Source organism: Streptomyces sp. NPDC051018, from assembly GCF_044456085.1.
In the GTDB taxonomy this organism is placed as follows: domain Bacteria; phylum Actinomycetota; class Actinomycetes; order Streptomycetales; family Streptomycetaceae; genus Streptomyces.
Genome location: NZ_JBITFN010000001.1, coordinates 592,507 through 616,854, shown reverse-complemented (window position 1 = coordinate 616,854; position 24,348 = coordinate 592,507). Strand labels below are relative to the sequence as shown.

Here is a 24,348-nt window from a genome sequence, read left to right as displayed (position 1 = left end):
AGACGGGTGTACCAGCCCGCGCCCGTGCAGGCGCCGCGCCGACCTGGTGGCCGACGCCCCCGGGGTCGAACCCGGTGGGCCCCAGCCTCCGGGCGGCCCCGGCCCACCCGGCCTCACCGGGCGAGGTCCCGCTTCCGGCTACGAGGTCGGCCGCCGGTCGTGCGTGCACGCGCGCCGCTGACCGGCACAGGCGGCCCCCGGCCCACCCGGCCTTTCCGGAGGAGGGGAGGGATCCCGCATCCCTGCTCCGGGGACGGTCTGGGGCGGGCCGCCGAGCGAACCGTACGTACGGGCGCCGCCGACCTCCACGGGCGGCCCCGCCGGAGCCAGGGAGCCCGGCACCGGCCAGGGGCAGTCCAGAGCCAAGGGCCGGAAACCGGACCGGCGACGGCAAAGCGCCGGACCGGCTGATTCAGCCTGTCCGGCGCTTGAGGACAACCCAAAAGCTTCAGGAGCAGCAGCATGACCGATGCCTGGGCACACCCGGCCTCGGGCCATGCACACGCCGCACACGCGGGGCGTGCTTGAGGGCGGAACGGCCCTCAGGGGCGGCGGTGCTTCAGTGGCCCTGCTCGTCGCGGCGGCGCTGCCACCGCTCCTCGATCCGGTTCATCATCGACTTGCGCTGACGGGATTGACGGGGCTGACGGCGAGCGGTTCCCGCCGCGTCCCCCAGGGTCTGCTGCTCGCCCGGCTTCGGCGCCTTGCGCCATCCGGTGACCGCCAGGACCGCACAGCCCAGCATGACGAGGAACCCCACCACACTGATCCAGATCTGCTGTGCGACCATTCCGGCCATGAGGAGCGCGATACCCACCAGGAAGCCTGCAACCGCTTGGTAGACCCGTCGCCGGGTGTACGTACGCAGCCCGCTTCCCTCAAGCGCTGTCGCGAATTTGGGATCTTCGGCGTACAGCGCTCGCTCCATCTGCTCGAGCATTCGCTGCTCGTGCTCCGAGAGCGGCACGGAGTCCTCCTAGTCGTCGGCCGCGGGGGCGACCGTTTGCGGCCCTTTCAGGATAGGCAGGGAATCGCCCCCGTGAAACCCGCCCTCTACGCCAATACGTCAAATCGCCAGTTTGGGCCGCCACGGCGGCTTGGCTGCTGAGGCGTAGATTCCCCAACATCCGATCCGTCATGCCGGATGATGTCCCTCGATCATACGGGGCGGCCGCCACGATCGGGGGTTCTGTGGCGTACTCCATCTGCCGCTGCGCCGCTGATCAGGCGCGCTTCTCTCCCAGTACGTGCAGTTGCGTGGCCACGGAGTGGAATGCGGGCAGTTCCGCCGCGGCGGCCTCCAGTTTGAGGAGGGCCTCCAGAGCGCCCGGCTCGGTGTCGACGAGGGCGCCCGGAACGAGGTCCGCGAAGATCCGTACACCGTGCACCGCGCCGACGTCGACACCGGCGTCCCCGGCCAGTTCGGTGAGCTGCTCGGCGGTGAAACGCCGGGGCACGGGGTCGGCCTCGCCCCAGCGGCCCGCGGGGTCGGTCAACGCCTGGCGGGCCTCGGTGAAGTGACCCGCGAGCGCCCTGGCGAGCACGGCACCGCCGAGCCCGGCGGCCAGCAGGCTGAGGGCACCGGCGGGCCGGAGCGCGGCCACCGCGTTGCGCACACCCTCGGCGGGGTCGTCCACGTACTCGAGGACACCGTGGCAGAGCACCACGTCGTGGCCGCCGCGCCCGACGACGTCGAAGAGGCCGTGGACATCGCCCTGCACGCCCCGCACCCGGTCGGCCACCGATGCCTCGGCCGCCCGGCGCTCCAGCGCGAAGAGCGCGTTCGGACTGGGGTCGACCACGGTGACGCGGTGGCCCAGCTGGGCGACGGGGACCGCGAAGGAGCCGCTGCCGCCACCCGTGTCGAGGACGTCCAGGGTCTCCGCCCCGGTGGCTTTGACGCGGCGGTCGAGGGCGTCCTTGAGGACCTCCCAGACCACGGAGGTACGGAGGGAGGTGCGGGGCGGGCGCGGTGTGGTCTCCCCACGGGGGGACGGGTCCGGCACGGCAGTTGACTCCTCGGACAGTGCCGCCTCCGGCCGCGGGCGCGGGCGGGACGGGTGATGTGCGGTGACCGCCGGCCGCGGACGGCCGGGGTCGATGGACTCTTGTCGGGCTGAGAACAACTCCCACCTTATTGCCTCCCTCCGGTGCGCCCGCGTCCCGGCGGGCCCCGGCGCAGACGGTCCGGGGCCGCCCCCGACCGGGCCTCCGCAGCTCGCCCGGGAGCCGCCGCGCAGAGGAGCACGGCGGGTGCCGACGGCGCACGCGGGAGCTTCCCGTACGGCTCCGCGCCCCGAACTCCCCGGCCCCCGCGCCCGGGTGGCGCCCCGTCTCCTCCCGTCGAGCGGGGCCGTCGTCCGCCGTGGACCGGCGGGTCACCCGGCGGCACCCCCCGGCTCCGGCTGCTCCGCCCTGGGCTGCGGCAGCACCGGCTGAAGCACCAGCATCCGCTCCACCAGACGCAGGAACATCCCCGCGTCCCGGAGCAGGTCCTCGGCGTCGCGGCTGCTGGCCGCACCCTGTATTCCCGCCTCCGCACGGGCCCTGCGCCGGGCGCCCGCGGCGAAATGGGCGCTCCACTCGGACAGTTCGGGCGCCGACTCGGGCAGCAGTTCCCAGGCGCTCCGTATCCCCGCCCGCCGGCCGCGCCGGGGCGCGGTGCCCCGGCCGGCGGGGGCCGGGGCGCTGTCGGGATAGCCCCGTGCGGCGAGCACCGCGGCTGCCGTGCGCAGGGCGGCCAGATGCGCTGTGGCGTACCGCTCGTTCGGCGTTTCGAGCGTCGCGGCCTCGTCCAGTCCCGAGCGGGCCTGGGCGAGCAGATCGAGGGCGGCGGGCGGTGCCGAGGCACGCCGCAGCACGGGGTGCACATCGCTCGCCGGCCCGGTCAGTGAGGGGACAGGGCCGGTGGCACGGCGCCGGTGCGCGGCTGCCGCGTGGTAGCTGGCCATGACGAACCTCCTGTCGTCGTGTGACGGCACTGTGGCCGTATGTGTCCATCGTGAGGGCCCCCACTGACAATCGGCTCTGACCTGCTGTTTTGCCATCGAGTACCGCTCACACTAGTTTTTGCACTGACTGGTCAGTTCAAAAGGGGAGGGTGTGTGGACAGCCCACAGGGGGCGGCCGTTGTCGCCGAGGGCTTCGGCCTCAGGGGGCCCCGCGGCTGGGCCTTCCGGTCGGTGGACATCGACGCCGGGCCGGGCTCGCTCATCGCCGTCGAGGGCCCGTCGGGCACCGGACGGACCTGTCTGCTGCTGGCGCTCACCGGCAGAATGCGCCCCGCCGAGGGCCGTGCCGAGGTCGGCGGACTGGCGCTACCGCGCAGGATGGCCGCCGTACGCGGGATCAGCGCGCTGGGACACGTACCGGGAGTGAACGAGCTCGACCCGGCGCTGACCGTGACCGAGCATCTGCGGGAACGCGCCCTGCTGCGGCGCCGTTTCGACGGCTCGCTGCGGGCCCTGCTGCGCCCGCGCGCCGACCGGGCGGCCGACGCACGTCGACGGATCGACGGGGCGCTGGAGACGGCCGGACTGGATCTCGCGGAGCTCGTGAAGGAGGGGCGTACGCCCGTACGCGACCTGGAGCGGCTGGAGGCACTGCGGCTGTCCGTCGCCCTCGCGCTCGTCGGCCGGCCCCGGCTGCTCGCCGTCGACGACACCGATCTGAAGCTCTCCGCCGCCGAACGGGCCGAAGCCTGGGCGCTCCTGAGCACCGTCGCCGGATCCGGTACGACGGTGCTCGCGGTATGCAGCCAGGCCCCGGAAGGCACGGCCGTGGTGCGCACCGGCGGTGACACGGCCCCCGGGAACCGCGACCACGACACAACCACGGGCTCACCCGACACGGACCGCGCGAACCCGGACGACCCGGGCCCGGACGACCCGGACCCGGACCTTGAGGACACGGCCGGCGGCGCCCGGCCCGGCGGCGCGCCGAACCGCGGCACCACGGCCCACGGCACCACGACGGGGAACGAAGCGACCGGGCACACAGCGACCGCGCCCGCAGCGGACGGAGACAGCACGGCCGCGCCCGGAGCCGCCGGGGCCCGGCACGGCGCGGACGGGAAGGGGGCCTCCGATGCGTTCACCGCGACTGGCCGCGCTTGAGCTGAGGAGGTTCGGCAGGGGGCGACTCCCCCGCGCCGCGCTGGTGGCGATCGTCCTGCTGCCGCTGCTGTACGGCGCGCTGTATCTGTGGTCCTTCTGGGATCCCCAGGGACAGCTCGACCGGGTCCCCGTCGCCCTCGTCAACGAGGACGAGGGCGCCACCGCCGACGGCGAGAAGCTCACGGCCGGTGACGAGATCGCCGGCGGTCTGCGCGAGAGCGAGGTGTTCTCCTGGCACGAGGTGAGCGCGGCCGAGGCCCTCAGGGGCGTCGAGGACGGCACGTACTACCTGTCGCTGACCGTGCCGGAGGACTTCAGCAGGCGGATCGCGTCGAGCGCGGGCGACTCGCCCGAGACCGGAGCGCTCCAGGTGCGTACGAACGACGCCAACAACTACATCGTCGGACAGATCTCGGCGACCGTGTTCTCCGAGGTCCGCACCGCCGCGTCGACCAAGGCGTCCCGCTCCTTCCTGGACCGGATCTACCTCTCCTTCTCGGATATCCATGACGCGACCGCCGAGGCCGCGAAGGGGGCCGACGAGCTGAAGAGCGGTATCGGGAAGGCGAAGAAGGGCTCCAGGGATCTCGCGGACGGCCTCACGAACGCCAAGGACAGCAGCGGCAGGCTGGCCGGCGGCCTGACGAAGCTCAAGAAGGGCGCGAGCGATCTCGAAACGGGTTCCCGGCAGATCGCGGCCGGCACCCGGAGTCTCGCGGGCAAGGTCAACGGAATCGCCGACGACGTCCGCCCGTATCTCCGGGACAACGGCACGTCGATCGGCAACACCGCCCGGCTGGTCGCCGATTCCGCCCAGGCCGTACGCACCGACCTGGACGCCCTGGTGAAGGCGGCCCCCGGCACATCGGCGCTCGCCCGTACGTCGGCGGAGGAACTGCGCTCGGTCCACGAGACGCGCTGCGCGGACACGGCGACGGCCGACCCCGAGGTCTGCCCCGCCCTGAAGCGCGCCATGGTCACGGCGGCCGATGTCGCCCGGATCGCCGATGACGTCGACACCCTGGTCAAGGACGACAGCGGCGATCTGAAGAAGCTGGACGGCCGGCTCGCCGACCTCCGGAAGAACGCGCTGGACCTGGCCGAGCGCTCCCCGCGCCTGGACGAGGACCTGAAGTCCGCCGTCACCAGGGTCAACGCACTCAACGCGGGCGCGCAGAAGGTCGCCGAGGGAGCGGACTCCCTGAACACCGGGCTGATCAGCGCCACCTCCGGCTCCAGCGAACTGGACAGCGGGGTCGGCAGGCTCAAGAAGGGCGCCGGGAACCTCGACGGCGGCCTGTTCGAACTCACCGGTGGTTCGGCCGAGCTGGCGGGCGGACTCCACCAGGGCGTCACCGAGATCCCCGACTACGACGATACGGAACGCGACCGCCGTACGGAGGTGATGGCCGATCCGGTGAAGCTCGCCGGGCAGTCCCTGCACCGGGCGCCCAACTACGGCACCGGTTTCGCGCCCTACTTCATCCCCCTCTCCCTCTGGGTCGGCTCGATGGTCGCCTACATGATCATCCAGCCCCTCAACAGGCGGGCGCTCGCCACCGGCGGCTCCGCCTGGCGGATCGCGCTGGCGGGCTGGCTGCCGGTGGTCGTGATCGGGCTGGCGCAGGTGGCCGCGCTGATGTCCGTACTCCACTGGTCACTCGGGCTCAGGATGGCGCACACGGCGGCGGCACTCGGCTTCCTCGCGCTCGTCGTCTGCGCCTTCGCCGCGATCATCCAGTGGCTGAACGCCCGATTCGGGGCGGCCGGACGCATCCTGGTCCTGGCCGTGCTGATGCTCCAGCTGACCTCCGCGGGCGGCACCTACCCCGTACAGACCAGCCCCGGGTTCTTCAACGCGATCCACCCCTTCCTCCCGATGAGTTACGTCGTCGAGGCGCTGCGGAGACTCATCACGGGAGGCGGGCTCGGCCCGGTGTGGCAGGCGAGCGCGGTCCTGCTCGCCTTCACCGCGGGCGCTCTCGCGCTCACCGCCCTGTCCGCGCGGCGCAAGCAGGTGTGGACGCTGGACCGGCTGCACCCGGAGCTGAGTCCGTAGGCGCCCGGGGCCGAGCCTCGGATACGCGCCGATGTGGACGAAGGGGCAGATGAGACCGGTGGGAACCCGGTCTGCGGACCCCGCGGGACCTGTGAGAATCGACTCCATGGATGCCATGGACAGCACCAGCACCCGACGCCGGGCGACTCGGGCGAAGCTCTACGAGGCGGCGGTGACGCTCATCGCCGAGCAGGGCTTCTCCGCCACGACCGTGGACGAGATCGCCGAGCGCGCCGGGGTGGCCAAGGGCACGGTCTACTACAACTTCAAGAGCAAGACCGAGCTGTTCGAGGAACTTCTGCGGTTCGGCGTCGGCCTGCTGACCACCTCGCTCCAGTCCGCCGCCGACGAGACGGCGGAGCGGGGCGGCACCAAGGTCGAGGCGCTGGACGCGATGATCAGGGCCGGGCTGGTCTTCATCGACCGCTATCCGGCCTTCACCCAGCTGTACGTCGCCGAGCTGTGGCGCACCAACCGGGCCTGGCAGTCGACCCTTCTGGTGGTACGGCAGCAGGCGGTGGCGGTGGTCGAGACGGTGCTGCGGGACGCCGTCGAGGGTGATGAGCTGAGTGCGGAGATCGACATTCCGCTCACCGCCGCGGCGCTGGTCGGAATGGTGCTGGTGGCCGCGCTGGACTGGCAGTCGTTCCAGCGGGAACGCTCGCTGGACGATGTCCACGCGGCGCTCTCACGGCTGCTGCACGGCCGGGTGAGCGGACGCTGAGGGGTCCTCGGCCCGAGCTGGGTTTCCCGTCGGGCCCGGGTATCACCGGGGTATCGCGGCCGGAGTCACGGTGTCGTCGCCGGGGCAGGGGCCGCGCCGGACCGGGATGTCCGCGCGCCGGACCGGGATGTCCGCGCGCCGGACCGGGATGTCCGCGCGCCGGACCGGGGTTGTCCCCGCCGGGCCGGGGTGTCTCCGGTGACCGGGCGCTCGGCCTGGCACCGCGTTCTCCGCGGTCCCGGGTTGCTCGTCCCGGCAGCAACCGGCCGAAAGAGCCGAAAGGCATGGGTGGCGTCCGCGGCCCCGACCGTACCCGATCCGCCGGGACCGTACCCGATCCGCCGGGCGTTCCCGGTGCGCGCCGGGCGAGGCGGGCCCGGACGACGGAACGAAGCCGGCCCGGCCGGGGCTCGTTGTCCCGAGCCCCGCCGGACCGGCGTCCCCCGTGTCCCCGTTCTCCCCCGTGTGTTCCCCCGTGGTCCGGGGGACCCTCTTGCGCGGTCCCCCGTCCTGCATCCCCGTTCGTCGGGGGACCGCGCCGTTCCGCCGCCCCGTGCCGGCGGTACCGGCGCCGCGTCCCCCTCCGTGGTCTCCACTCTTCCGTCCGCGCCGGTGGGAGCCCATCCGCGCGGCTACTCATCTCATTCCTTAGGTACGCGTACTCAGTTGTGCGTGCCCGTCCCCATCAACGGAACGCGCTGTTCCCCATCCCGCCCGGCCCGGCGGCTCGTTACCATCACGTCCGTGTCTGTACTCCCTCTCGTCTTCACCAGCGGCTGGGCCAGCGGGATCAACGCGTACGCGGTGGTCCTGCTGTTGGGTGTCTTCGGGGCCACCGGTCTCACCGACGAGGTGCCCCCGGCCCTTCAGCGCACCGATGTCCTGATCGCCGCCGCGGTGCTCTTCCTGTGCGAGGCGGTGGCGGACAAGATCCCCTACTTCGACTCGGTGTGGGACTCGGCGCACACCGTGATCCGTCCGCTGACGGGTGCCGTCGTGGCCGCGCTCCTGGCGGGCCAGAGCGGCTCGCTGCCGGAGATCGCGGCCGGTGCGGTGGGCGGTACGACCGCCCTGATGAGTCATCTGGTGAAAGCCGGGACGCGGATGGCGGTCAACACCTCTCCGGAGCCCGCCAGCAATATCGCCGTGAGCCTCGCGGAGGACTTGGGCGTCGCCGGGATCGTCACCTTCGCGATCTTCAATCCCGTGGCGGCGGCGGTCATCGCCGGAACACTGCTGCTGCTCGGCATCGTGACCGTGCTCTTCCTGCTCTCGCGGATCCGCAGATTCTGGCGGCGCAGGGCCAGACGGCGCCAGGAGAAGCGCCTGGCGCACCTCGGCACCGGCTGGGGTCCACGCGGCCGGTAGGCCGGGTCGGCCTACGGTCCGGGCGCACACGGGCAGGGTGTCTCTGTGGGCTGCCCGGCGGGACTGTCAGTGGTGGTCGGTAGAGTCCCCGGCATGGCAAGGATTGCGGTGATCGGCGCCGGGATGGGCGCCATGGCGGCTGCCGCCCGGCTGGCCGTGGCGGGCCACCGGGTGACGGTGTACGAGCGCTCGGAGACCTACGGGGGCTCGGTGGGCGTCTTCGAGCGCGACGGCTTCGCCTTCGACACGGGCCCCGCGCTGCTGCATCTGCCCGCAGTCTGGCGCGATCTGTTCCTGAAGACCGGCAAGGAGCCGCTGGAGAAGTGCGTCGGCCTCGTCCAGGTCGACCCGGCGAGCCGCCATGTCTTCGCCGACGGCACCGAGGTCACCCTGCCGAACGCGTCGCGGGCGGGGATCGTCTCCGCCCTGGAGTCCGCGCTGGGCGCCGGGGCGGGCGAGCGGTGGGGCGCGTTCCTGGGCCGGGCCGGGGACGCCTGGGACCGGTCCCGCCGGCCGCTGCTGGAGGAGCCCCTGTGGTCCGACTGGCGGGTGCTGGAGCGCGACCCGTACCCCGCCCCCCGCCGGCGCGCGCTGCTCCGTACGAGGACGGCGTCCACCGTCGCCGAGGTCGGCGCCTGGGAGCTGTCCGACACCCGGCTCGCGGCGCTCTTCGAGATCTGTGTGCTGGGGTACGGGCTGGACCCGCGGCACTCCCCCGCCGGAGCCGCGCTGCTGCCGTACATGGAGCAGACCTTCGGAAGCTGGTACGTCGAGGGCGGGCTGCGGGAGCTCGCCCGGGCGGTGTACGAGAGGTGCCTGGCCCGCAGGGTGGTGTTCGCCTTCGGCTGCGAGGTGACCGCGGTCGTCGAGAAGGACGGCCGGGCCGCCGGAGTCGAGCTGTCGGGGGGCGCCGTCGTCGAGGCCGACCATGTGGTGGCCGGCATGGACGCGGCACCGCTGACCGGGCAGGACCTCTGGCGGGAGGAAGACGTACGACCGCGCGCGGGGGCCGGCGGTGAGCCGCTGCCGGGCAGGTTCACCGTGCTGCTGGCACTGCGCGGGACCGGGGAGGCGGATACCGCCCACCGGAGCGTGGTGCACTCCCCCGACACCCTGGCGGAGGCGGCGGCCGTCTTCGGCGGCGCGGTGGCCGACCGGCCCACGGTCACCGTGCTGCGCCCCCGTGATCCGCGCACCCGGCCGGACGGTGGACACGAGGCCGTCACCCTGGCGGCGACGGTCGCCGGGCACGGCGGCCGGGTCGACTGGACCGATGAGGCCCTGCGCCGCCGGTACACGGAACTTCTGATCGACACGGCCGGCGGGGCCCTGGGGGCGACCGAGACGATACGGGACCGGCTGGTGTGGCACGAGACCCTGACACCGGCCGAGACGGGGTCCCTGTCCGCACCGGCTCTGGCCGGGCCGGACGGCCGCTGGCTCCATCCGTCGAACAGCACCCGCCTGCCGGGGCTGTATCTCGTGGGCGGCCGGTCGCATCCGGGCGGAGGGCTGGCCCACGCGGGGATGTCCGGAGCGCTGGTGGCCGGGCTGATCGTGGAGGGAGCGGGCTTCCGCGGCTCGCAGTGAGAGACGGGCGCACTACCCGGCCGCGTTCATCCGGCTCGGGCCCCCTGGACAAGAAGGAAGACTCGCTGCCCGGTGTGAACCGGGCGGGGCGGGGCCGCTGAAGGGCCCGGTGGAACCGTCAGTAGCGGAATTCCTGCTGCTCGTTGGGGCCCGGCTCATAGTCGTACGGAGAAGGGTCCTGCGGCGCGCCCGGCTCGGGATCGCGCTGCTGGGGCACCCACACCCCGCCCGGGGGTGTCTCCGGGTACTGCTGCTGCCCGTAGTACGGGTCCTGGGCGTACTGCTGCGGGTTGCCGAAGCTGTCGTAGCCCTCGTAGGCGCTGTACTGCTGACCGCCCACATAGGGGTCGGAGTACGCGGCGTACTGCCCCTGGCCCTGCCCGTAGTCGTACTGCTCACCCGGGTCCTCAGCGCCCGGCGGGGGGACGTAGTACGGATCGAACGCGCCGTAGTCCGGACCGCCCTGCTCCTGCTCGGGCCCCGGCCCCTGCTGCCCCGTGGCGAAGCCCGTATCGCTGTAGACGCCGTACTGTCCGGTGTCGTCCGGCATCGGCTCCGGTTCGTACACGGGCCGCTCGCCGGTCTCCGGTCCGGCCGGGGTGCCGGAGAGATCGGCCGCGACCTGCTCGGAAGTGCTCTCCTCCAGGCCGGAGACCTCCAGCGAGGCGACGGTCGACTCCCTCGCGGAACCCGCCCTGCGGCGCCGGCTGGCACCAGGACGGCCGCCGATCGCCCAGCCGGTGGAGAACCCCTTGCGGAAGGAGAGCGTCACATAGGTCTGGCCGACCGCGAAGACCAGCACTCCGAGCCCGATCACCGCTCTGGAGGCCATCAGCACCCCGAGGACCACGGTGAGAAAGCCGCCGAAGGCGAGCAGGCGCCAGCGCAGCCGCGCCTTGTACTGAAGCAGCACCTCACCGAGCAGCCACAGAGCGACGATGCCGAACGCGATATAGAGGACCGTAAGCCCCATGCCCGCCCCTCTCCCTCGGCCGCCGTCGGATACGGCCGATCAGGACTGTTTGTGCAGTCCGAGATTCTCGTAGATCTCAAGCGTCGCGGTGGAGTTGAGGGTGATGAAGTGGAGACCCGGAACACCCTCCGATAGCAACTCCGCGCAGAACTCCGTTGCGAACTCGATACCCAAGGAGCGTACAGCGGCCGCGTCGTCCTTGACGGCGAGGATCCTGTCTTTCAGCTGCGACGGGACAGCGGCGTTGCTCAGCTGGGCGAGCCGTTCGAGCTGGCGGACGCTGGTGATCGGCATGACCTCGGGAATGATCGGGGTTTCACAGCCCGCTGCGGCCACCCGGTCCCGCAGCCGCAGATAGTCCTCGGGCTTGAAGAACATCTGGGTGATCGCGTAATCCGCTCCGGCCCGGCACTTGTCGACAAAGTGACGGATGTCGGTGTCCCAGTCCTGGGAGCGGGGGTGCATCGCGGGGAAGGCCGCGACACCGACGCAGAAGTCCCCGGATTCCTTGATCAGCCGGACCAGCTCCGCCGCGTACCGTACGCCCTCGGGGTGCTTGACCCACTCGGCCATGGGGTCGCCGGGCGGGTCGCCCCGGACGGCGAGGATGTTACGGATCCCGGCGTCCGCGTACTGGCCGATCATATTGCGCAGCTCGGCGACGGAGTGGTTCACGGCGGTGAGGTGGGCGACGGGGGTGAGGGTGGTGTCGGCGGCGATCCTCTCGGTGGCCTTGACCGTGCCGGCGCGGGTGGAGCCGCCGGCGCCATAGGTCACGGAGACGAAACTCGGGGCCACGGCCTCGATCCTGCGCAGCGCGTTCCAGAGGTTGCGCTCGCCCTTCTCCGTCTTCGGCGCCCAGAACTCGAAGGAGTAGGACGTCTTGCCGGTGGCGAGCAATTCGCGCACCGTCCGTGCGCGATCCGTCCGGATGGAAGGTGTTCCGAGGGCCATAGTCGCAGGCTATCCAGGGTCGAAGGGTCTCCCAACCGCAGTCCACCCATCGGACAGCGGTGGTGACCTGTTCGAGTGGGTCCGTGCTGGGGGGTCCGACCTGATGGGAGCGGGGTGGGCGGAGCCCTCTTCCGCTCCGATGCCGCTCCGTTTCCGCGCCGAAGGCCCGGGTACCGGCAGGCGGCCGGACGGAGGGCGGGAGCGCCTCCCGGGGCGCTTCCGGGTGCGGTCGCCTCCCCGCCGGGCCCGGGACGCGGGCCGGCGCGCGGGGGACTCCAGTGGCCCCGGGGACGGGTGTTCTTCACGCACCCGGGGCCGGGAGCCGGCGCGCGGGGGCACTCCCGGGCGCCACCGGCGTACTCCACCTGAAGGCCGGCCATGCCCCGCCCCCGGCCGGAGGGCCAGGGTGGGACCACCTCAGGTGCCGGGCGTACGGGCCCGGTACGCATGGCCCGTGCGGGCGCCCGCACGGCGGGGCGGGCCCGTGTGACAACGCGGGGCCCGTCAGTCGGAGCGGGCCCGGATCCGCTTGCTGAGACGGGCCGCCGCGGCGGCGGGATCGGCGGCTTCCGTGATGGCCCGTACGACGACGATCCGGCGGGCTCCCGCGTCCAGGACCTCGTCGAGATTGTCCGCGTCGATCCCGCCGATGGCGAACCAGGGGCGGTCGGTCCCGAGAGCGGCGGTGGCACGGACGAGCTCCAGCCCGGGGGCGTGCCGTCCGGGCTTGGTGGGGGTGGGCCAGCAGGGTCCGGTGCAGAAGTAGTCGACGCCGGGCTCGGCCGCCGCGGCCGCGGCCTCCGCCTCGCTGTGGGTGGAGCGGCCGATGAGGACACCGCCGCCGAGGATCGCCCGGGCGGCGGGCACGGGAAGGTCGCCCTGCCCCAGGTGCAGCGCATCGGAACCGATGGCGTGGGCGACGTCCGCCCGGTCGTTCACCGCGAGCAGTTTGCCGTGCCGACGGCAGGCGTCGGCGACGATCCGCAGATGGTCCAGCTCCTCGGCCGCCTCCATGCCCTTGTCGCGCAGTTGCACGATGTCGACGCCGGAGCCGAGGACCGCGTCCAGGAACTCCGCGAGATCGCCCCGCTCTCCGCGCGCGTCGGTGCAGAGGTAGAGACGGGCGTCGGACAGCTGCTCACGAACCGTGGACATGACGGATTCCCCCCGGTGGGTCGGCGGTGTGCTGGCGGATCCGCGGGGGCGCGGCGCGCCCGCACACCGCTGGTGTGTCTTCTGTTGGTCGCGGCCCCGGCGTCAGACGGCGAGCGCCTGGGCCCGGCGCTTCACCTCCGTGCCGCGATTCTCGCTGAGCGCCTGTGCGGGGGTGCCGGGCAGGGTCGGGTCCGGGGTGAACAGCCACTCCAGCATCTCTGCGTCGGTGAAGCCGTCGTCCTTCAGGAGCGTCAGGGTGCCGGAGAGGCCCTTGACGACCTTCTCGCCGCCGATGAAGGCGGCGGGAACCATGAGCACGCGGTTCTCACCACGGCGCACCGCGATCAGCTGCCCCTCCTTGACCAGCTGCCGGACGCGCGTCACCTGGACATCGAGCTTTTCGGCGATGTCGGGCAGCGTGAGCCATGCGGGGACGAGAGCATCGATCTTTGCGTCAATCTCGGTCACGGGACAAGCCTGCCATCTGGGACTGACAGTGGGTAGCGGGAGCCCCCGGCCGGCTGCGGCCAACCGGACCGGGATCCGGGCACCGACGCTGGTCAGAGCCGGTTTCCCGGGTCCCGGACGGCTCAGAGGGACGCGGCCTTCAGAGGGACCGAGGGGTCGGCGGCGCGCTGTGGGTCCAGCCGGCCGCCCGACTGGATCACCTTGCGGCCCTGGGCCAGATCCCTGGGCCGGCCGACGGCGAGCAGCGCGACCAGGGCCCCTTCGCGCAGCCACAGCACCGTCCACGCCGGGTCGGCGGGATCGCCGCGCCAGACGGTCGTATCGGCGTCGGTGTGATCACCCGCGTACTGCACGAACCGTCCGAACTGCTCCGACCAGAAGTACGGCACCGGGTCGTAGACCGCCGGCGGCTCCCCCGGTGCGCCGATGGAGGTCCCGGCCGCCGGGCGGGCGCCGGTTCCGGTCCCGCTTCCCGTCCCGGAGACCTCGCCCGCGACCCGGGCGACGACATTGGCGGCCACGGTGCGCGGCCCCTGGAGGGCGTTGTCCCAGTGGTGGACGAGCAGCCGCCGTCCGTAGCGGGCTGAGGGGAAGGAGGCGCAGTCCCCCACGGCGTACACATCGGGCCGCGAGGTGCGCAGATACCGGTCCGCGGTGATCGAGCCGTCCGGGCCGGTCTCGATCCCGGAGCCCGCGAGCCAGGCGGTGGCGGGGCGGGCGCCGATGCCGACGACCACGGCACCCGCGGGGATCCGTCTGCCGTCCGCCAGAACGACCGTCCCGGGCTCGACACCGGCCACGCGTGCGTGGGTGATCAGTTCGGTCCCGGACTCCGTGTACCACCCGGCCATGGGGGCGGTGACCTCGGCGGGCAGGGCGCCCGCCAGCGGCCGGTCCGCGGCCTCGACGACCGTGACCGAGCACCCCGCCTCGCGGGCGGCCGTCGCGAACTCCGCCCCGATCCAGCCCGCGCCGACCACCACGATGTCGTGCCGTGTGCCGAGGAGCGGCCGCAGCCGCTCGGCGTCGTCGAGGGTGCGCAGCAGATGGACTCCGGGAACGGCCTCGGTGCCGGGCAGACTGATCGGTTCCGCTCCGGACGCGATGACGAGGACGTCGTACGGGACGGGCCCGGCCTCGGTGTCCAGCTCATACGCGCCCGGGCGCACCGCGGTCACCTCACAGCCGAGGCGCAGCTCGATGGCCAGCTCCTCGAAGTCGACCTCGAAGGCCGAGCCCTCCGCCGTGCCGAGGAGGATCGCCTTGGAGAGCGGGGGCCTGTCGTACGGCTGATGGGGTTCGGCGCCGATCACGGTGACGGAGCCGGTGAATCCGAGTTCACGCAGGGCGACCGCGGTCTGCACACCGGCCATGCCCGCTCCGACGACGACCACACGGGGCGTCTGCTGCTGTTTCTGCTGCTCGCTCACCCGTCAACCTTACGCATCTGACAGACCGTCAGAAAAGGTGGGCGCCTCGCGGACGCGCACCACGGCACGGCGAAGCCCCGCGGGGAGCCACCGCAAGGGTCACCGGCGCTCCCGGTGACGGCCGGGACGCACGGGACGAGCCACCCCGGCGAGCCGGCCGCGCTACCGCCGTTCCTCCACGACACTCGTCCCCCGCCCCGGCTGTGACTCCCACTCCCAGCTCTCCTCAAGGCGCACCCGCCCGTCGGGCAGTTCCACGACCGTCGAGACGCAGTGCCCCGACGAGGTGGTGCCGTCCGTCTTCAGCTGCACATAGCGGAAATCGAGCCGGTCGCCGTCACGGGTGCCCACCAGATGGCCCCGGACCACGTCCCCGCCGTCGTACTCGGCCCAGATCCGCCCCTCCTCCTCGTGGTACGCGAACCGGGTGCGGGTACCCACCTGGCCCGGCGCCTGATCCGCCACCGGGAAGAGCACACGTCCGTCGAGCGACCCTGCCATGGCGACTGCTCCCTCGCGTTGCGCCCTCCCGGGCGGCGGCGCGACGAGGACCGGCCGCCCGGCACCACGTCTACTGCGAGTTGAGGGCTGGGGTTAGGGTGGCCACCGTAAAGCACTCGCGGGAGTCCGGACGCACCGGGCTGAGAGGGAGGCTGGACGGCCTCCGACCGTACGAACCTGATCCGGGTCATGCCGGCGAAGGGAGGGGCTCGCCGCCCATGTCGCACATCCTCGGTCCGCACGAGCCGCGCGGGACGTCGCCGTCCGCCGCCGCGGGGCGGCGCGTCCCCGCTCCGGCGCCACCGCCGGGCGGCGCGCCCCCCGCACGGTCCTCGGGCACCGCCCCCACGGCACCGGCCCCGCACGGGTCCTCGCCGGGACCCGGCCGGGAGTCCCGGGTCCCGGACGTCCTGGTCGTCGGCGGTGGAATCATCGGGCTGGCCACCGCGTGGCGGACCGCGCAGCGCGGGCTGAAGGTCACCGTCGTCGACCCCGAACCCGGGGGCGGAGCCGCACATGTGGCCGCCGGGATGCTCGCGGCGGTCACCGAACTCCACTACGGCGAGCAGAGGCTGCTGGCCCTCAATATGGAGTCCGCGCGCCGCTACCCCGCCTTCGCCGAAGAGCTTGAGGAGGAGAGCGGCCGGGACATCGGCTATCGCGCCTGCGGCACCCTGGCCGTCGCGCTCGACGCCGACGACCGGGCCCACCTCCGCGAGCTCCACGCGCTGCAGCGCCGCTCCGGCCTGGAGTCGGAGTGGCTGACCGGCCGGGAGTGCCGCCGGCTCGAACCCCTGCTCGCACCGGGTGTGCGCGGCGGTCTGCGGGTCGACGGCGACCATCAGGTCGACCCGCGGCGGCTCGCGTCCGCACTGGTCACGGCCTGTGAGCGGGCCGGGGTGACACTGTGGCGGGGCTGGGCCGACCGGCTCCTCGTCGCACGCGACCGGGCCACCGGAGTCGCCCTCACCGACGGCCGGGAGCTGTCCGCCGGCCAGGTCGTGCTCGCGGGCGGCAGCCTCAGCGGACGGCTCGCCGGGGTCCCGGACGACGTCCTCCCGCCCGTGCGTCCCGTGAAGGGGCAGGTGCTGCGGCTCACGGTGCCCCCCGCGCACGCCCCCTTCCTCTCCCGGACCGTACGGGCCGTGGTGCGCGGCAGCGCCGTCTATCTGGTGCCGCGCGAGAACGGCGAACTCGTCGTCGGCGCCACCAGCGAGGAACTGGGCTGGGACACCACCGTCACCGCCGGCGGGGTCTATGAACTGCTGCGCGACGCCCATGAACTGGTGCCGGGCATCACCGAACTGCCGCTGACCGAGACCCGCGCGGGGCTGCGTCCCGGCTCCCCGGACAACGCGCCCCTGCTCGGCCCGACCTCTCTGCCCGGCCTGCTGCTGGCCACCGGCCACTACCGCAACGGCGTACTCCTCACGCCCGTGACCGGCGATGTGATGGCCACGGCGCTCACCTGTGGCGCGCTCCCCGAGGAAGCCCATCCCTTCACCCCCCATCGCTTCACTCCCGTCTCTCAGGAGCAGCCCGTATGAACAGCGTTCCCCTGGTTGTCTCCGTCAACGGCGAGCGGCGTGAACTCGCCACCGGAACCACGCTGGACACCCTCGTCGCCGGTCTCACCACCGCGCCGTCCGGTGTCGCCGCCGCCGTCAACGAGGCCGTCGTACCGCGCAGCCAGTGGCCGGGCACCCTGCTCGGCGACGGTGACCGCGTGGAAGTCCTCACCGCGGTCCAGGGAGGCTGAGCACCGCCATGGCAGACGACCGGCTCACCATCGGCGACACCGCCTTCACCTCCCGGCTGATCATGGGCACGGGCGGCGCGCCCAGCCTCGATGTCCTGGAGCGCGCGCTCGCCGCGAGCGGCACCGAGCTCACCACGGTCGCCATGCGCCGCCTCGACCCGACGGTCCGGGGCTCCGTGCTCTCCGTACTGACGAAGCTCGGCATCCGCGTCCTGCCCAACACCGCGGGCTGTTTCACGGCGGGGGAGGCCGTCCTCACGGCCCGGCTCGCCCGTGAGGCCCTCGGCACCGACTGGATCAAGCTGGAGGTCGTGGCCGACGAGCGGACGCTGCTGCCCGATCCCGTCGAGCTGCTGGACGCGGCGGAGATCCTGGTCGACGAAGGTTTCACCGTGCTGCCGTACACCAACGACGACCCGGTGCTCGCGCGGAAGCTGGAGGACGTGGGCTGTGCGGCGATCATGCCGCTGGGTTCGCCGATCGGCTCGGGGCTCGGTATCCGCAATCCGCACAACTTCCAGCTGATCGTCGAGCACGCGCGCGTGCCGGTCGTCCTGGACGCGGGCGCGGGCACGGCGTCCGACGCGGCCCAGGCGATGGAGCTGGGCTGCGCGGCGGTGATGCTGGCCTCCGCGGTGACACGGGCCCAGGAGCCGGTCCTGATGGCGGAGGCGATGCGGCACGCGGTGGAGGCGGGGCGGCTGGCGCGGCGGGCGGGGCGGATTCCGCGGCGGCACTTCGCCGAGGCGTCGTCGCCTGCGTCGGGCTTGGCGGTGCTGGATCCGGAGCGCCCGGCGTTCTGAGCCCCGCCCTCGCACTGTCCGGGGACTCCCCGTGCCCTCGGGGCTCCCCGGTACCCCTCGGTCCTCCGGCTCCGGGGCCCGGGCCGCGTGCGGCCTTGCCGGGGCTCCGCCCCGGAACCCCGCTCCTCAAACGCCGGAGAAGCTGAGATCACGGCCCTGCCCCGCCACGGTACGACGGGAACAGCCCGCCCCCCCGGGGGACGGGGTGTCGGGCGCACGGGAAGGCCCGGTCCACGGCGGCGCCCCTGCGGCAGCAGGGCTGAGGCCGACACGCACCCGGCTCCGGGTCGGCCGGGGGCCGAAGAGCCGGGGCTGCCCAGGCCTACGCCTCCTCCGGCCGGACCCCCGCGCGACCCCTGCCGGGGCTCCGCCACGGGCCCCGCTCCTCAAACGCCGGAGAGGCTGAAAAACCGCAGTACGACCGGAACAGAGCCCGCCCCCGGCCAACAGGGACGCCGGAGACGCGGAAACCACGACCCCGCCCCGGCACGGTACGGCTGGCATGGCGGCACAGCCCCCGGCAACCGGATGCCAGAGGCCGGGACGACTCGGCCCCGGGCAGCCGGTGCGAGCTGCCCGGGACGACCCGGCGTCGTACGGCCCGGAGGCCGGACGGCCACCCCGCGACAGCCGACCACCGCCGGGGCACCGGGCACACCGTCCCCGCCGGTCCGGCCGTACCGGCGGGGACCGGTTCGCCGCAGAAGGCAGCCCGGCCCGTGCTCGCAGGCCAGGGGGTACGGGACGGAGGGAAGCCGGGCTGTCACAGGTCGGACTCAGTACTGCCCCGGTCCCGCTCCGGCGCGGCGGGGGTGTCGGTGGTGACTCGTAGAATCAGTTCGTGGATACGACCCTCCAGGACCCTCTTGTCGGGCAGGTGCTCGACGGCCGCTACCGCGTCGACGCGCGCATCGCCGTCGGCGGGATGGCCACGGTCTACCGGGCCGTCGACACCCGGCTCGACCGCGAGCTCGCGCTCAAGGTGATGCATCCGGCGCTCGCCACCGATGTCTCGTTCGTCGAGCGCTTCATCCGCGAGGCCAAGTCCGTGGCGCGCCTGGCCCACCCCAATGTGGTGGCCGTCTTCGACCAGGGCGCCGAGGGCGCGTATGTGTATCTGGCGATGGAGTATGTGGCGGGCTGCACCCTGCGGGACGTCCTGCGCGAGCGTGGCGCGCTCCAGCCGAGGGCCGCGCTGGACATCCTGGAGCCCGTGCTGGCGGCGCTGGGGGCGGCGCACCGGGCCGGGTTCGTCCACCGGGACGTCAAGCCGGAGAATGTCCTGATAGGGGACGACGGACGGGTCAAGGTCGCCGACTTCGGGCTGGTGCGCTCGGTCGGCTCGGTCACGAACACCACGGGGACCGTGCTGGGCACGGTCTCGTATCTGGCACCCGAGCAGATCGAGTCCGGCACGTCCGACACCCGTGCCGATGTGTACGCGTGCGGAGTGGTTCTGTACGAGATGCTGACGGGCACCAAGCCGCATACGGGCGACACCCCCGCCCAGGTCCTCTACCGGCATCTCAACGAGGAGGTTCCGGCGGCGTCCGCGCTGGTCCCGGGGCTCGCGGTGGAGCTGGACGAGCTGATCGCGAGCGCCACCGCCCGCAATCCCGACGTCCGTCCGCACGACGCCGTGGCGCTGCTGGCGCAGACCCGGGAGACCCGCGCGGACCTCGGGGACGCCCAGCTGGATCTGGTGCCTCCGCGGGCGGTGACCGGCGCGTCCGGCGGGCCGGAGGGTCCCGCGGACGCCGAGGCGCGCACGGACGTCATTCCCCGGGTGCTTCCCCGTGAGGAGCAGCGTGTCAGCCACACCGCGCGGCTGGCCATGCCGCCCGCCGCACCGGCGGGCTCCCCGCGCCCCGGAGGACGGCCGGGGCTGCCCCGCCGTGGCATCGTCGCGATCGTGGTGGCCGTCCTCGTGGTGTTCGGTGTCGGCGCCGGGGTCTGGTACATCAACTCCGGGCAGTTCACCCGTGTCCCAGCGCTCATCGGCAAGTCCGAGGGTGACGCGCGCAGGCAGCTGGAGAGCGCGGGACTGGAGGTGAGGGAGGTCCGGCGCGAGTTCAGTGAGACGGTCGAGCGCGGCACGGTCATCGGGACCGACCCGGCGACCAATGAGCGCATCCGGGGCAACGGCTCCGTGACGATCGTCGTCTCGCGCGGCCCGGAGATCGTCCGGGTACCGGCGGTGAAGGGCGATCCGCTCGCCACGGCCGAGGACAAGCTGCGCAAGGCGGGACTCTCGCCGGGGGTGGTCACCAGGGAGTTCAGCGAGGACGTTCCCCAGGGCCTGGTGATCGGCACCGACCCGGCGGCCGGGGCGGGGCGCAGCCCCGACTCCGCGGTCGCGCTCGTCGTCAGCAAGGGCGCGCCGGTCGAGGTCCCCGACGTCAGGGGCGACGCGGTGGAGGAGGCGACCGCCGAGCTGGAGGGGGCGGGCTTCGTAGTCAAGATCGCTCCCGAGCAGGTCAACTCCCCCGAGGAGGCGGGCACGGTCGCGCGGCAGTCCGCGCCGGAGGGCGCCCGGCTGGCCACCGGGGACACGATCACCCTGACGGTCTCCAAGGGCCCGCGCATGGTCGCGGTCCCGGATGTCACCGGCGACTCCGAGGCCGACGCCAAACGGACGCTGGAGGAGGCGGGCTTCGAGGTCAAGGTCGAGAAGACCTTCCCGTATCTCGGCAGCACCGTCGCGAGCCAGTCCCCGTCCGCGGACGGCAGGGCCCCCGAGGGCGGCACCGTCACGATCACGATCAAGGGGCTGTAGACACACCCATGCGCAACCCCGTCGGCGGACATGTGCCCGTTGCGGGCGGTCTCGCCACGACCGGACTCGGATACGCGCGCGAGCTGGCGGCGGAGACCGTCCAGGTCTTCGTCGCCAATCCGCGGGGCTGGGCGACCCCCGCGGGCAGTCCGGCGCAGGACGAGGCGTTCCGAGCGGGCTGCGCCGACGCCGGGCTGTCCGCCTATGTCCATGCCCCGTATCTGATCAACTTCGGCTCGCACACCGAGGCGACGGCTCAGCGGTCCGTGGAGTCGATGCGCCACTCACTGCGCCGGGGCCGGGCGATCGGCGCGCTGGGGGTGGTCGTGCACACCGGTTCGGCGACCGGAGGCCGCTCGCGTGAGACGGCGCTCGCGCAGGTACGGGAGCTGGTGCTGCCGCTGCTGGACGAGCTGACCCATGACGACGATCCGGTGCTGCTGCTGGAGGGGACGGCCGGCCAGGGTTCTTCGCTCTGCTCCCGGATCGAGGACTTCGGCCCGTATGTCGAGGCGCTGGAGGCCCACCCCAGGCTGGGAATCTGTCTGGACACCTGCCATGTCCACGCGGCCGGGCACGATCTCGCGGCCCCGCGGGGGATGGAGCGGACCCTCGACCTTCTGGTGAAGACGGTCGGCGAGGGGCGGCTCGGACTCGTCCACGCCAATGATTCCAAGGAAATGGTCGGCTCACACAAGGATCGCCACGAGAACATCGGGGCCGGCCGTATCGGCGAGGAGGCGTTCCGGGAGCTGATGCGCCATCCCGCCACCGAGGGCGTGCCGCTGATCATCGAGACCCCCGGGGGCAGGGAAGGGCATACGGCGGATGTGGCCCGGCTGAAGGGGTTCCGGGCGTAGCGGCCGCCTCAGAAGCCACATATGTTTCAAAGTACCCCAGGGGGGTATAGGGTTACGTGCTGTCGACACCACCGCAGATCTGAGTTTGGGGAACACTCATGCAGCACGACTCCCACGCCCACCACTCCTCCCAGGGCCGGAAGGCGGACGGCACCGCCCGTCAACACGGCGAACACACCGGCCACGGCGGGCGACAAACGGACCTCGGCACCCCCACCGATCACCTCAGCGCCCCCGCCGACCACAGCAGCCACCAAGGACACGGCGCCCACGCCGGGCATGGAGCCCCCGGTGGCTCCGTCAGCTGGGGCATGGCCGCCAAGGCCACCCTCCACTGCCTCATCGGGTGTGCCATCGGCGAGGTCCTGGGCATGGTCATCGGCACCTCGCTGGGCTGGGGCAACGCACAGACGATGGCCCTGGCGATCTTCCTGGCGTTCATCTTCGGCTACTCGTTCACGATGGCGACGATCCTGAAGGCCGGTCTGAGCTTCAAGGCCGCAGTGAAGGTCGCGCTCGCCGCGGACACCCTCTCCATCACCGTCATGGAGATCACCGACAACAGCGTTCTCGCGCTCTGGCCGGGGGCCATGCACGCGGAACTGTCCGACGGCCTGTTCTGGTACGCGCTGGCCATCGCCTTCGTGATCGCGTTCCTGGTCACCACACCGGTCAACAAGTGGCTGATCGGGCGGGGCAAGGGGCACGCGGTGATGCACCAGTTCCACTGACGGCCACCGCCGCCACCGCCGGCACCCGCCCTCGCCGGGGCAACCACCCCGACAGACGTAACAGGCCCGGGCACCACCGGCGCACCCGGGTGGACGGTTCCGGAAGCGGTCGCTACAGCTCCGGACCGTCCCCCGGCTCCTCCTGGTACGAGTAGCGCTGCTCCCGCCAGGGATCGCCGAGATTGTGATAGCCGCGCTCCTCCCAGAAGCCGCGGCGATCGGCGGTCATGTACTCGACGCCCCGGACCCACTTGGGCCCCTTCCAGGCGTACAGATGCGGCACCACCAGACGCAGCGGGAAGCCGTGCTCGGCGGTGAGCAGTTCACCGTCCTTGTGGGTGGCGAAGATCGAGCGCTCGGCGGTGAAGTCGCCGAGCCGCATATTGGCGCTGAAACCGTACTCGGCCCACACCATGACATGGGTGACGTCCGCGGCCGGCGGGGCGAGCTCCGCGATCGTACGGGCGGGCACACCACCCCATTCGGCCCCCAGCATGCTGAACTTCGTCACACAGTGCAGATCGGCGACCACCGTGGAGAAGGGCAGCGCCGAGAACTCCTCGTGGTTCCAGCAGCGCTTGTCGCCGTCGGCCGTCGCGCCGAAGACCCTGAACTCCCAGCGGTCCGGCTTGAACTTGGGTACGGGCCCGTAGTGGGTGACCGGCCAGCCACGCTGAAGTCGCTGGCCCGGCGGAAGCTCGGTCTCCTCTGCTGCGCGGTAATCCCGGCTCTCCGGCTGACCCATGTCCTCCATGGTGACAGACCGGGAGGGGTGGTCATGACCAGGTCTGGGCGGATTCGGGCAACTCCTACTAAGGAGGCACTTACTGGACGGGCTCTCCGCTGCGGTGCGAGGATGCGCGCACCCGCCCCCCAAGGTCAAACCCGTGGAAGGAGCCGCTGCGATGCAGGGCGACCCCGAGGTCATCGAGTTTCTGAACGAGCAGCTGACCGCCGAGCTGACGGCGATCAATCAGTACTTCCTGCACGCGAAGATGCAGGAGAACTTCGGCTGGACGAAGCTCGCGAAGTACACACGGTCCGAGTCGTTCGACGAGATGAAGCACGCGGAGGTGCTGACCGACCGGATCCTCTTCCTCGACGGCCTGCCGAACTATCAGCGGCTGTTCCATGTACGCATCGGGCAGACCGTCACCGAGATGTTCCAGGCGGACCGCCAGGTCGAGGTGGAGGCGATCGACCGGCTCCGGCGCGGGATCGAGGTCATGCGCGCCAAGGGCGATGTGACCTCGGCGAACATCTTCGAGTCGATCCTGGCGGACGAGGAGCACCACATCGACTACCTCGACACCCAGCTGGAGCTGATCGAGAAGCTCGGCGAGCCGCTCTACATCGCACAGCTGATCGAGCAGCCGGAGAGCTGATCAGCCCCGTCGCACACGCGGAGAACGCAGGGGAAACGCTCCTGCTGAGCCTGAGCATCAGCCCGGCCCCCAGGCCCGATTCCTGAGCACAGCTCCTCGCCCGGCCCCGAACCGGACGCTCCGGGACCCATGACCCCGAGGACGTACGCCGTGAGCCCGCACACCCCGTCCCGTACGGCCGTGCTCGCCCTCCCGGCGATCGATCGACCGGGCGGCGGGAACGGGCGGGATCAGGCGGCTTCGTCGAGGGCGGTGTCCGTGACGGCCGCCAGCGGGGAACCACCCCGGTCGAGCAGCTCACGGCGGGGGCAGGCGCCCCGGCCCAGGATGGACTGGATCCTGCGCACACAGGATCCGCAGTCCGTGCCCGCCTTGCTGGCGGAGGCGATCTGCCGGGGCGTACAGGCACCGGCGGCCGCATGCTCCTTGACCTGCTTCTCCGTGATGCCGAAGCACGAACAGACGTACACGCGGTTCACCTCCCGACGAGATCGTGGGTCGCGCCTTCCCCATACATCGGTGAGGCTAACCTAACCTTACCCGTCGCGTCGAGGGGTCAAAAGCAGAGTGGGGGGGGGGGGGCGGGGGGGCGCCCCCCCCCCCCCCCCCCCGGCCCAACCTGGGCCCCGAACGGGGTGCGGGGCCAAAGCGCGGCCCCGGCTCCACCCACCACCGCCCAGCGGCGCGTGAGAACGGG

General features: G+C 72.4%; 23 protein-coding genes and 1 riboswitch. Of the genes, 12 read left to right on the top strand and 11 right to left on the bottom strand.

Going from position 1 to position 24,348, the window contains the following annotated elements; genetic code table 11:
- Positions 1 to 559: 559 nt before the first annotated feature.
- The 3 genes from ACIBCM_RS02475 to ACIBCM_RS02465 all read right to left on the bottom strand — a co-directional run bounded on the left by ACIBCM_RS02475 (position 560) and on the right by ACIBCM_RS02465 (position 2,951).
- A complete protein-coding gene (locus ACIBCM_RS02475) occupies positions 560 to 967 on the bottom strand; it encodes a DUF3040 domain-containing protein (RefSeq protein ID WP_399239267.1) in 408 nt (135 codons plus the stop codon).
- A 256-nt stretch (positions 968 to 1,223) separates the two neighbouring features.
- Complete coding sequence (locus tag ACIBCM_RS02470; RefSeq protein WP_399239265.1) at positions 1,224 to 2,006, bottom strand: class I SAM-dependent methyltransferase; 783 nt, start codon at positions 2,004 to 2,006, stop codon at positions 1,224 to 1,226.
- 372 nt (positions 2,007 to 2,378) lie between these two features.
- Entirely contained in the window at positions 2,379 to 2,951 is a 573-nt protein-coding gene (locus ACIBCM_RS02465) for an SAV_6107 family HEPN domain-containing protein (protein WP_399239263.1), read from the bottom strand.
- Between the two features lie 153 nt (positions 2,952 to 3,104).
- On the opposite strand from ACIBCM_RS02465, the gene ACIBCM_RS02460 reads away from it, so the two are divergent.
- From ACIBCM_RS02460 to ACIBCM_RS02440, 5 genes are all read left to right on the top strand, one after another.
- Entirely contained in the window at positions 3,105 to 4,115 is a 1,011-nt protein-coding gene (locus tag ACIBCM_RS02460) for an ATP-binding cassette domain-containing protein (protein WP_399239261.1), read from the top strand.
- On the top strand, positions 4,087 to 6,174 hold the full coding sequence (locus ACIBCM_RS02455; protein ID WP_399239259.1) for a YhgE/Pip family protein: 2,088 nt from the start codon (positions 4,087 to 4,089) through the stop codon (positions 6,172 to 6,174). Before ACIBCM_RS02460 ends, ACIBCM_RS02455 begins: the two co-directional genes overlap by 29 nt.
- Positions 6,175 to 6,289: 115 nt before the next feature.
- Complete coding sequence (locus tag ACIBCM_RS02450; protein ID WP_399239825.1) at positions 6,290 to 6,898, top strand: TetR/AcrR family transcriptional regulator; 609 nt, start codon at positions 6,290 to 6,292, stop codon at positions 6,896 to 6,898.
- Between the two features lie 744 nt (positions 6,899 to 7,642).
- Positions 7,643 to 8,266: a DUF4126 domain-containing protein gene (locus tag ACIBCM_RS02445; RefSeq protein ID WP_399239257.1), complete on the top strand. Its 624-nt coding sequence runs from the start codon at positions 7,643 to 7,645 to the stop codon at positions 8,264 to 8,266.
- Between the two features lie 93 nt (positions 8,267 to 8,359).
- On the top strand, positions 8,360 to 9,856 hold the full coding sequence (locus ACIBCM_RS02440; RefSeq protein ID WP_399239255.1) for a phytoene desaturase family protein: 1,497 nt from the start codon (positions 8,360 to 8,362) through the stop codon (positions 9,854 to 9,856).
- Between the two features lie 118 nt (positions 9,857 to 9,974).
- Here the strand turns inward: ACIBCM_RS02440 and ACIBCM_RS02435 are convergent, their stop codons facing one another.
- The 6 genes from ACIBCM_RS02435 to ACIBCM_RS02410 form a co-directional block, all read right to left on the bottom strand.
- Complete coding sequence (locus ACIBCM_RS02435; RefSeq protein ID WP_399239253.1) at positions 9,975 to 10,829, bottom strand: hypothetical protein; 855 nt, start codon at positions 10,827 to 10,829, stop codon at positions 9,975 to 9,977.
- A gap of 39 nt (positions 10,830 to 10,868) precedes the next feature.
- On the bottom strand, positions 10,869 to 11,783 hold the full coding sequence (gene metF / locus ACIBCM_RS02430; RefSeq protein WP_399239251.1) for a methylenetetrahydrofolate reductase [NAD(P)H]: 915 nt from the start codon (positions 11,781 to 11,783) through the stop codon (positions 10,869 to 10,871).
- A 504-nt stretch (positions 11,784 to 12,287) separates the two neighbouring features.
- The gene (gene thiE / locus ACIBCM_RS02425; RefSeq protein WP_399239249.1) at positions 12,288 to 12,938 is read right to left on the bottom strand and encodes a thiamine phosphate synthase; all 651 of its coding nucleotides are present in this window, start codon (positions 12,936 to 12,938) and stop codon (positions 12,288 to 12,290) included.
- Positions 12,939 to 13,040: 102 nt separating this feature from the next.
- Entirely contained in the window at positions 13,041 to 13,406 is a 366-nt protein-coding gene (locus ACIBCM_RS02420; RefSeq protein WP_399239247.1) for an Rv2175c family DNA-binding protein, read from the bottom strand.
- 122 nt (positions 13,407 to 13,528) lie between these two features.
- Positions 13,529 to 14,779 carry an NAD(P)/FAD-dependent oxidoreductase gene (locus ACIBCM_RS02415; protein ID WP_399239823.1) on the bottom strand — a complete coding sequence of 417 codons (1,251 nt, stop codon included), beginning with the start codon at positions 14,777 to 14,779 and terminating at the stop codon, positions 13,529 to 13,531.
- 219 nt (positions 14,780 to 14,998) lie between these two features.
- A complete protein-coding gene (locus ACIBCM_RS02410) occupies positions 14,999 to 15,337 on the bottom strand; it encodes a hypothetical protein (RefSeq protein WP_399239245.1) in 339 nt (112 codons plus the stop codon).
- A 108-nt stretch (positions 15,338 to 15,445) separates the two neighbouring features.
- Positions 15,446 to 15,558, top strand: a riboswitch (TPP riboswitch).
- Between ACIBCM_RS02410 and thiO the strand changes: the two genes are divergently transcribed.
- From thiO to ACIBCM_RS02380, 6 genes are all read left to right on the top strand, one after another.
- A complete protein-coding gene (gene thiO / locus ACIBCM_RS02405) occupies positions 15,556 to 16,884 on the top strand; it encodes a glycine oxidase ThiO (RefSeq protein ID WP_399239243.1) in 1,329 nt (442 codons plus the stop codon). It overlaps the preceding riboswitch by 3 nt.
- On the top strand, positions 16,881 to 17,096 hold the full coding sequence (thiS, locus tag ACIBCM_RS02400; RefSeq protein ID WP_399239241.1) for a sulfur carrier protein ThiS: 216 nt from the start codon (positions 16,881 to 16,883) through the stop codon (positions 17,094 to 17,096). The genes thiO and thiS overlap by 4 nt, the downstream gene beginning before the upstream one ends.
- Before the next feature lie 8 nt (positions 17,097 to 17,104).
- Entirely contained in the window at positions 17,105 to 17,899 is a 795-nt protein-coding gene (locus ACIBCM_RS02395; RefSeq protein ID WP_399239239.1) for a thiazole synthase, read from the top strand.
- 841 nt (positions 17,900 to 18,740) lie between these two features.
- Entirely contained in the window at positions 18,741 to 20,675 is a 1,935-nt protein-coding gene (gene pknB, locus ACIBCM_RS02390) for a Stk1 family PASTA domain-containing Ser/Thr kinase (RefSeq protein WP_399239237.1), read from the top strand.
- An 8-nt stretch (positions 20,676 to 20,683) separates the two neighbouring features.
- Positions 20,684 to 21,535, top strand: coding sequence for a deoxyribonuclease IV (locus ACIBCM_RS02385; protein WP_399239235.1), 852 nt, complete (start codon positions 20,684 to 20,686; stop codon positions 21,533 to 21,535).
- A 98-nt stretch (positions 21,536 to 21,633) separates the two neighbouring features.
- Complete coding sequence (locus ACIBCM_RS02380) at positions 21,634 to 22,266, top strand: DUF4396 domain-containing protein (protein ID WP_399239233.1); 633 nt, start codon at positions 21,634 to 21,636, stop codon at positions 22,264 to 22,266.
- Positions 22,267 to 22,378: 112 nt separating this feature from the next.
- On the opposite strand, the gene ACIBCM_RS02375 is transcribed toward ACIBCM_RS02380, so the two are convergent.
- Positions 22,379 to 23,011, bottom strand: coding sequence for a sulfite oxidase-like oxidoreductase (locus ACIBCM_RS02375; RefSeq protein WP_399239231.1), 633 nt, complete (start codon positions 23,009 to 23,011; stop codon positions 22,379 to 22,381).
- Positions 23,012 to 23,171: 160 nt separating this feature from the next.
- Here ACIBCM_RS02375 and bfr point away from each other — a divergent pair, with 160 nt between their 5' ends.
- Positions 23,172 to 23,651 carry a bacterioferritin gene (gene bfr, locus ACIBCM_RS02370; RefSeq protein ID WP_399239821.1) on the top strand — a complete coding sequence of 160 codons (480 nt, stop codon included), beginning with the start codon at positions 23,172 to 23,174 and terminating at the stop codon, positions 23,649 to 23,651.
- Between the two features lie 230 nt (positions 23,652 to 23,881).
- Here bfr and ACIBCM_RS02365 read toward each other — a convergent pair whose 3' ends face one another.
- Positions 23,882 to 24,130: a bacterioferritin-associated ferredoxin gene (locus tag ACIBCM_RS02365; protein ID WP_399239229.1), complete on the bottom strand. Its 249-nt coding sequence runs from the start codon at positions 24,128 to 24,130 to the stop codon at positions 23,882 to 23,884.
- Positions 24,131 to 24,348: the final 218 nt, after the last annotated feature.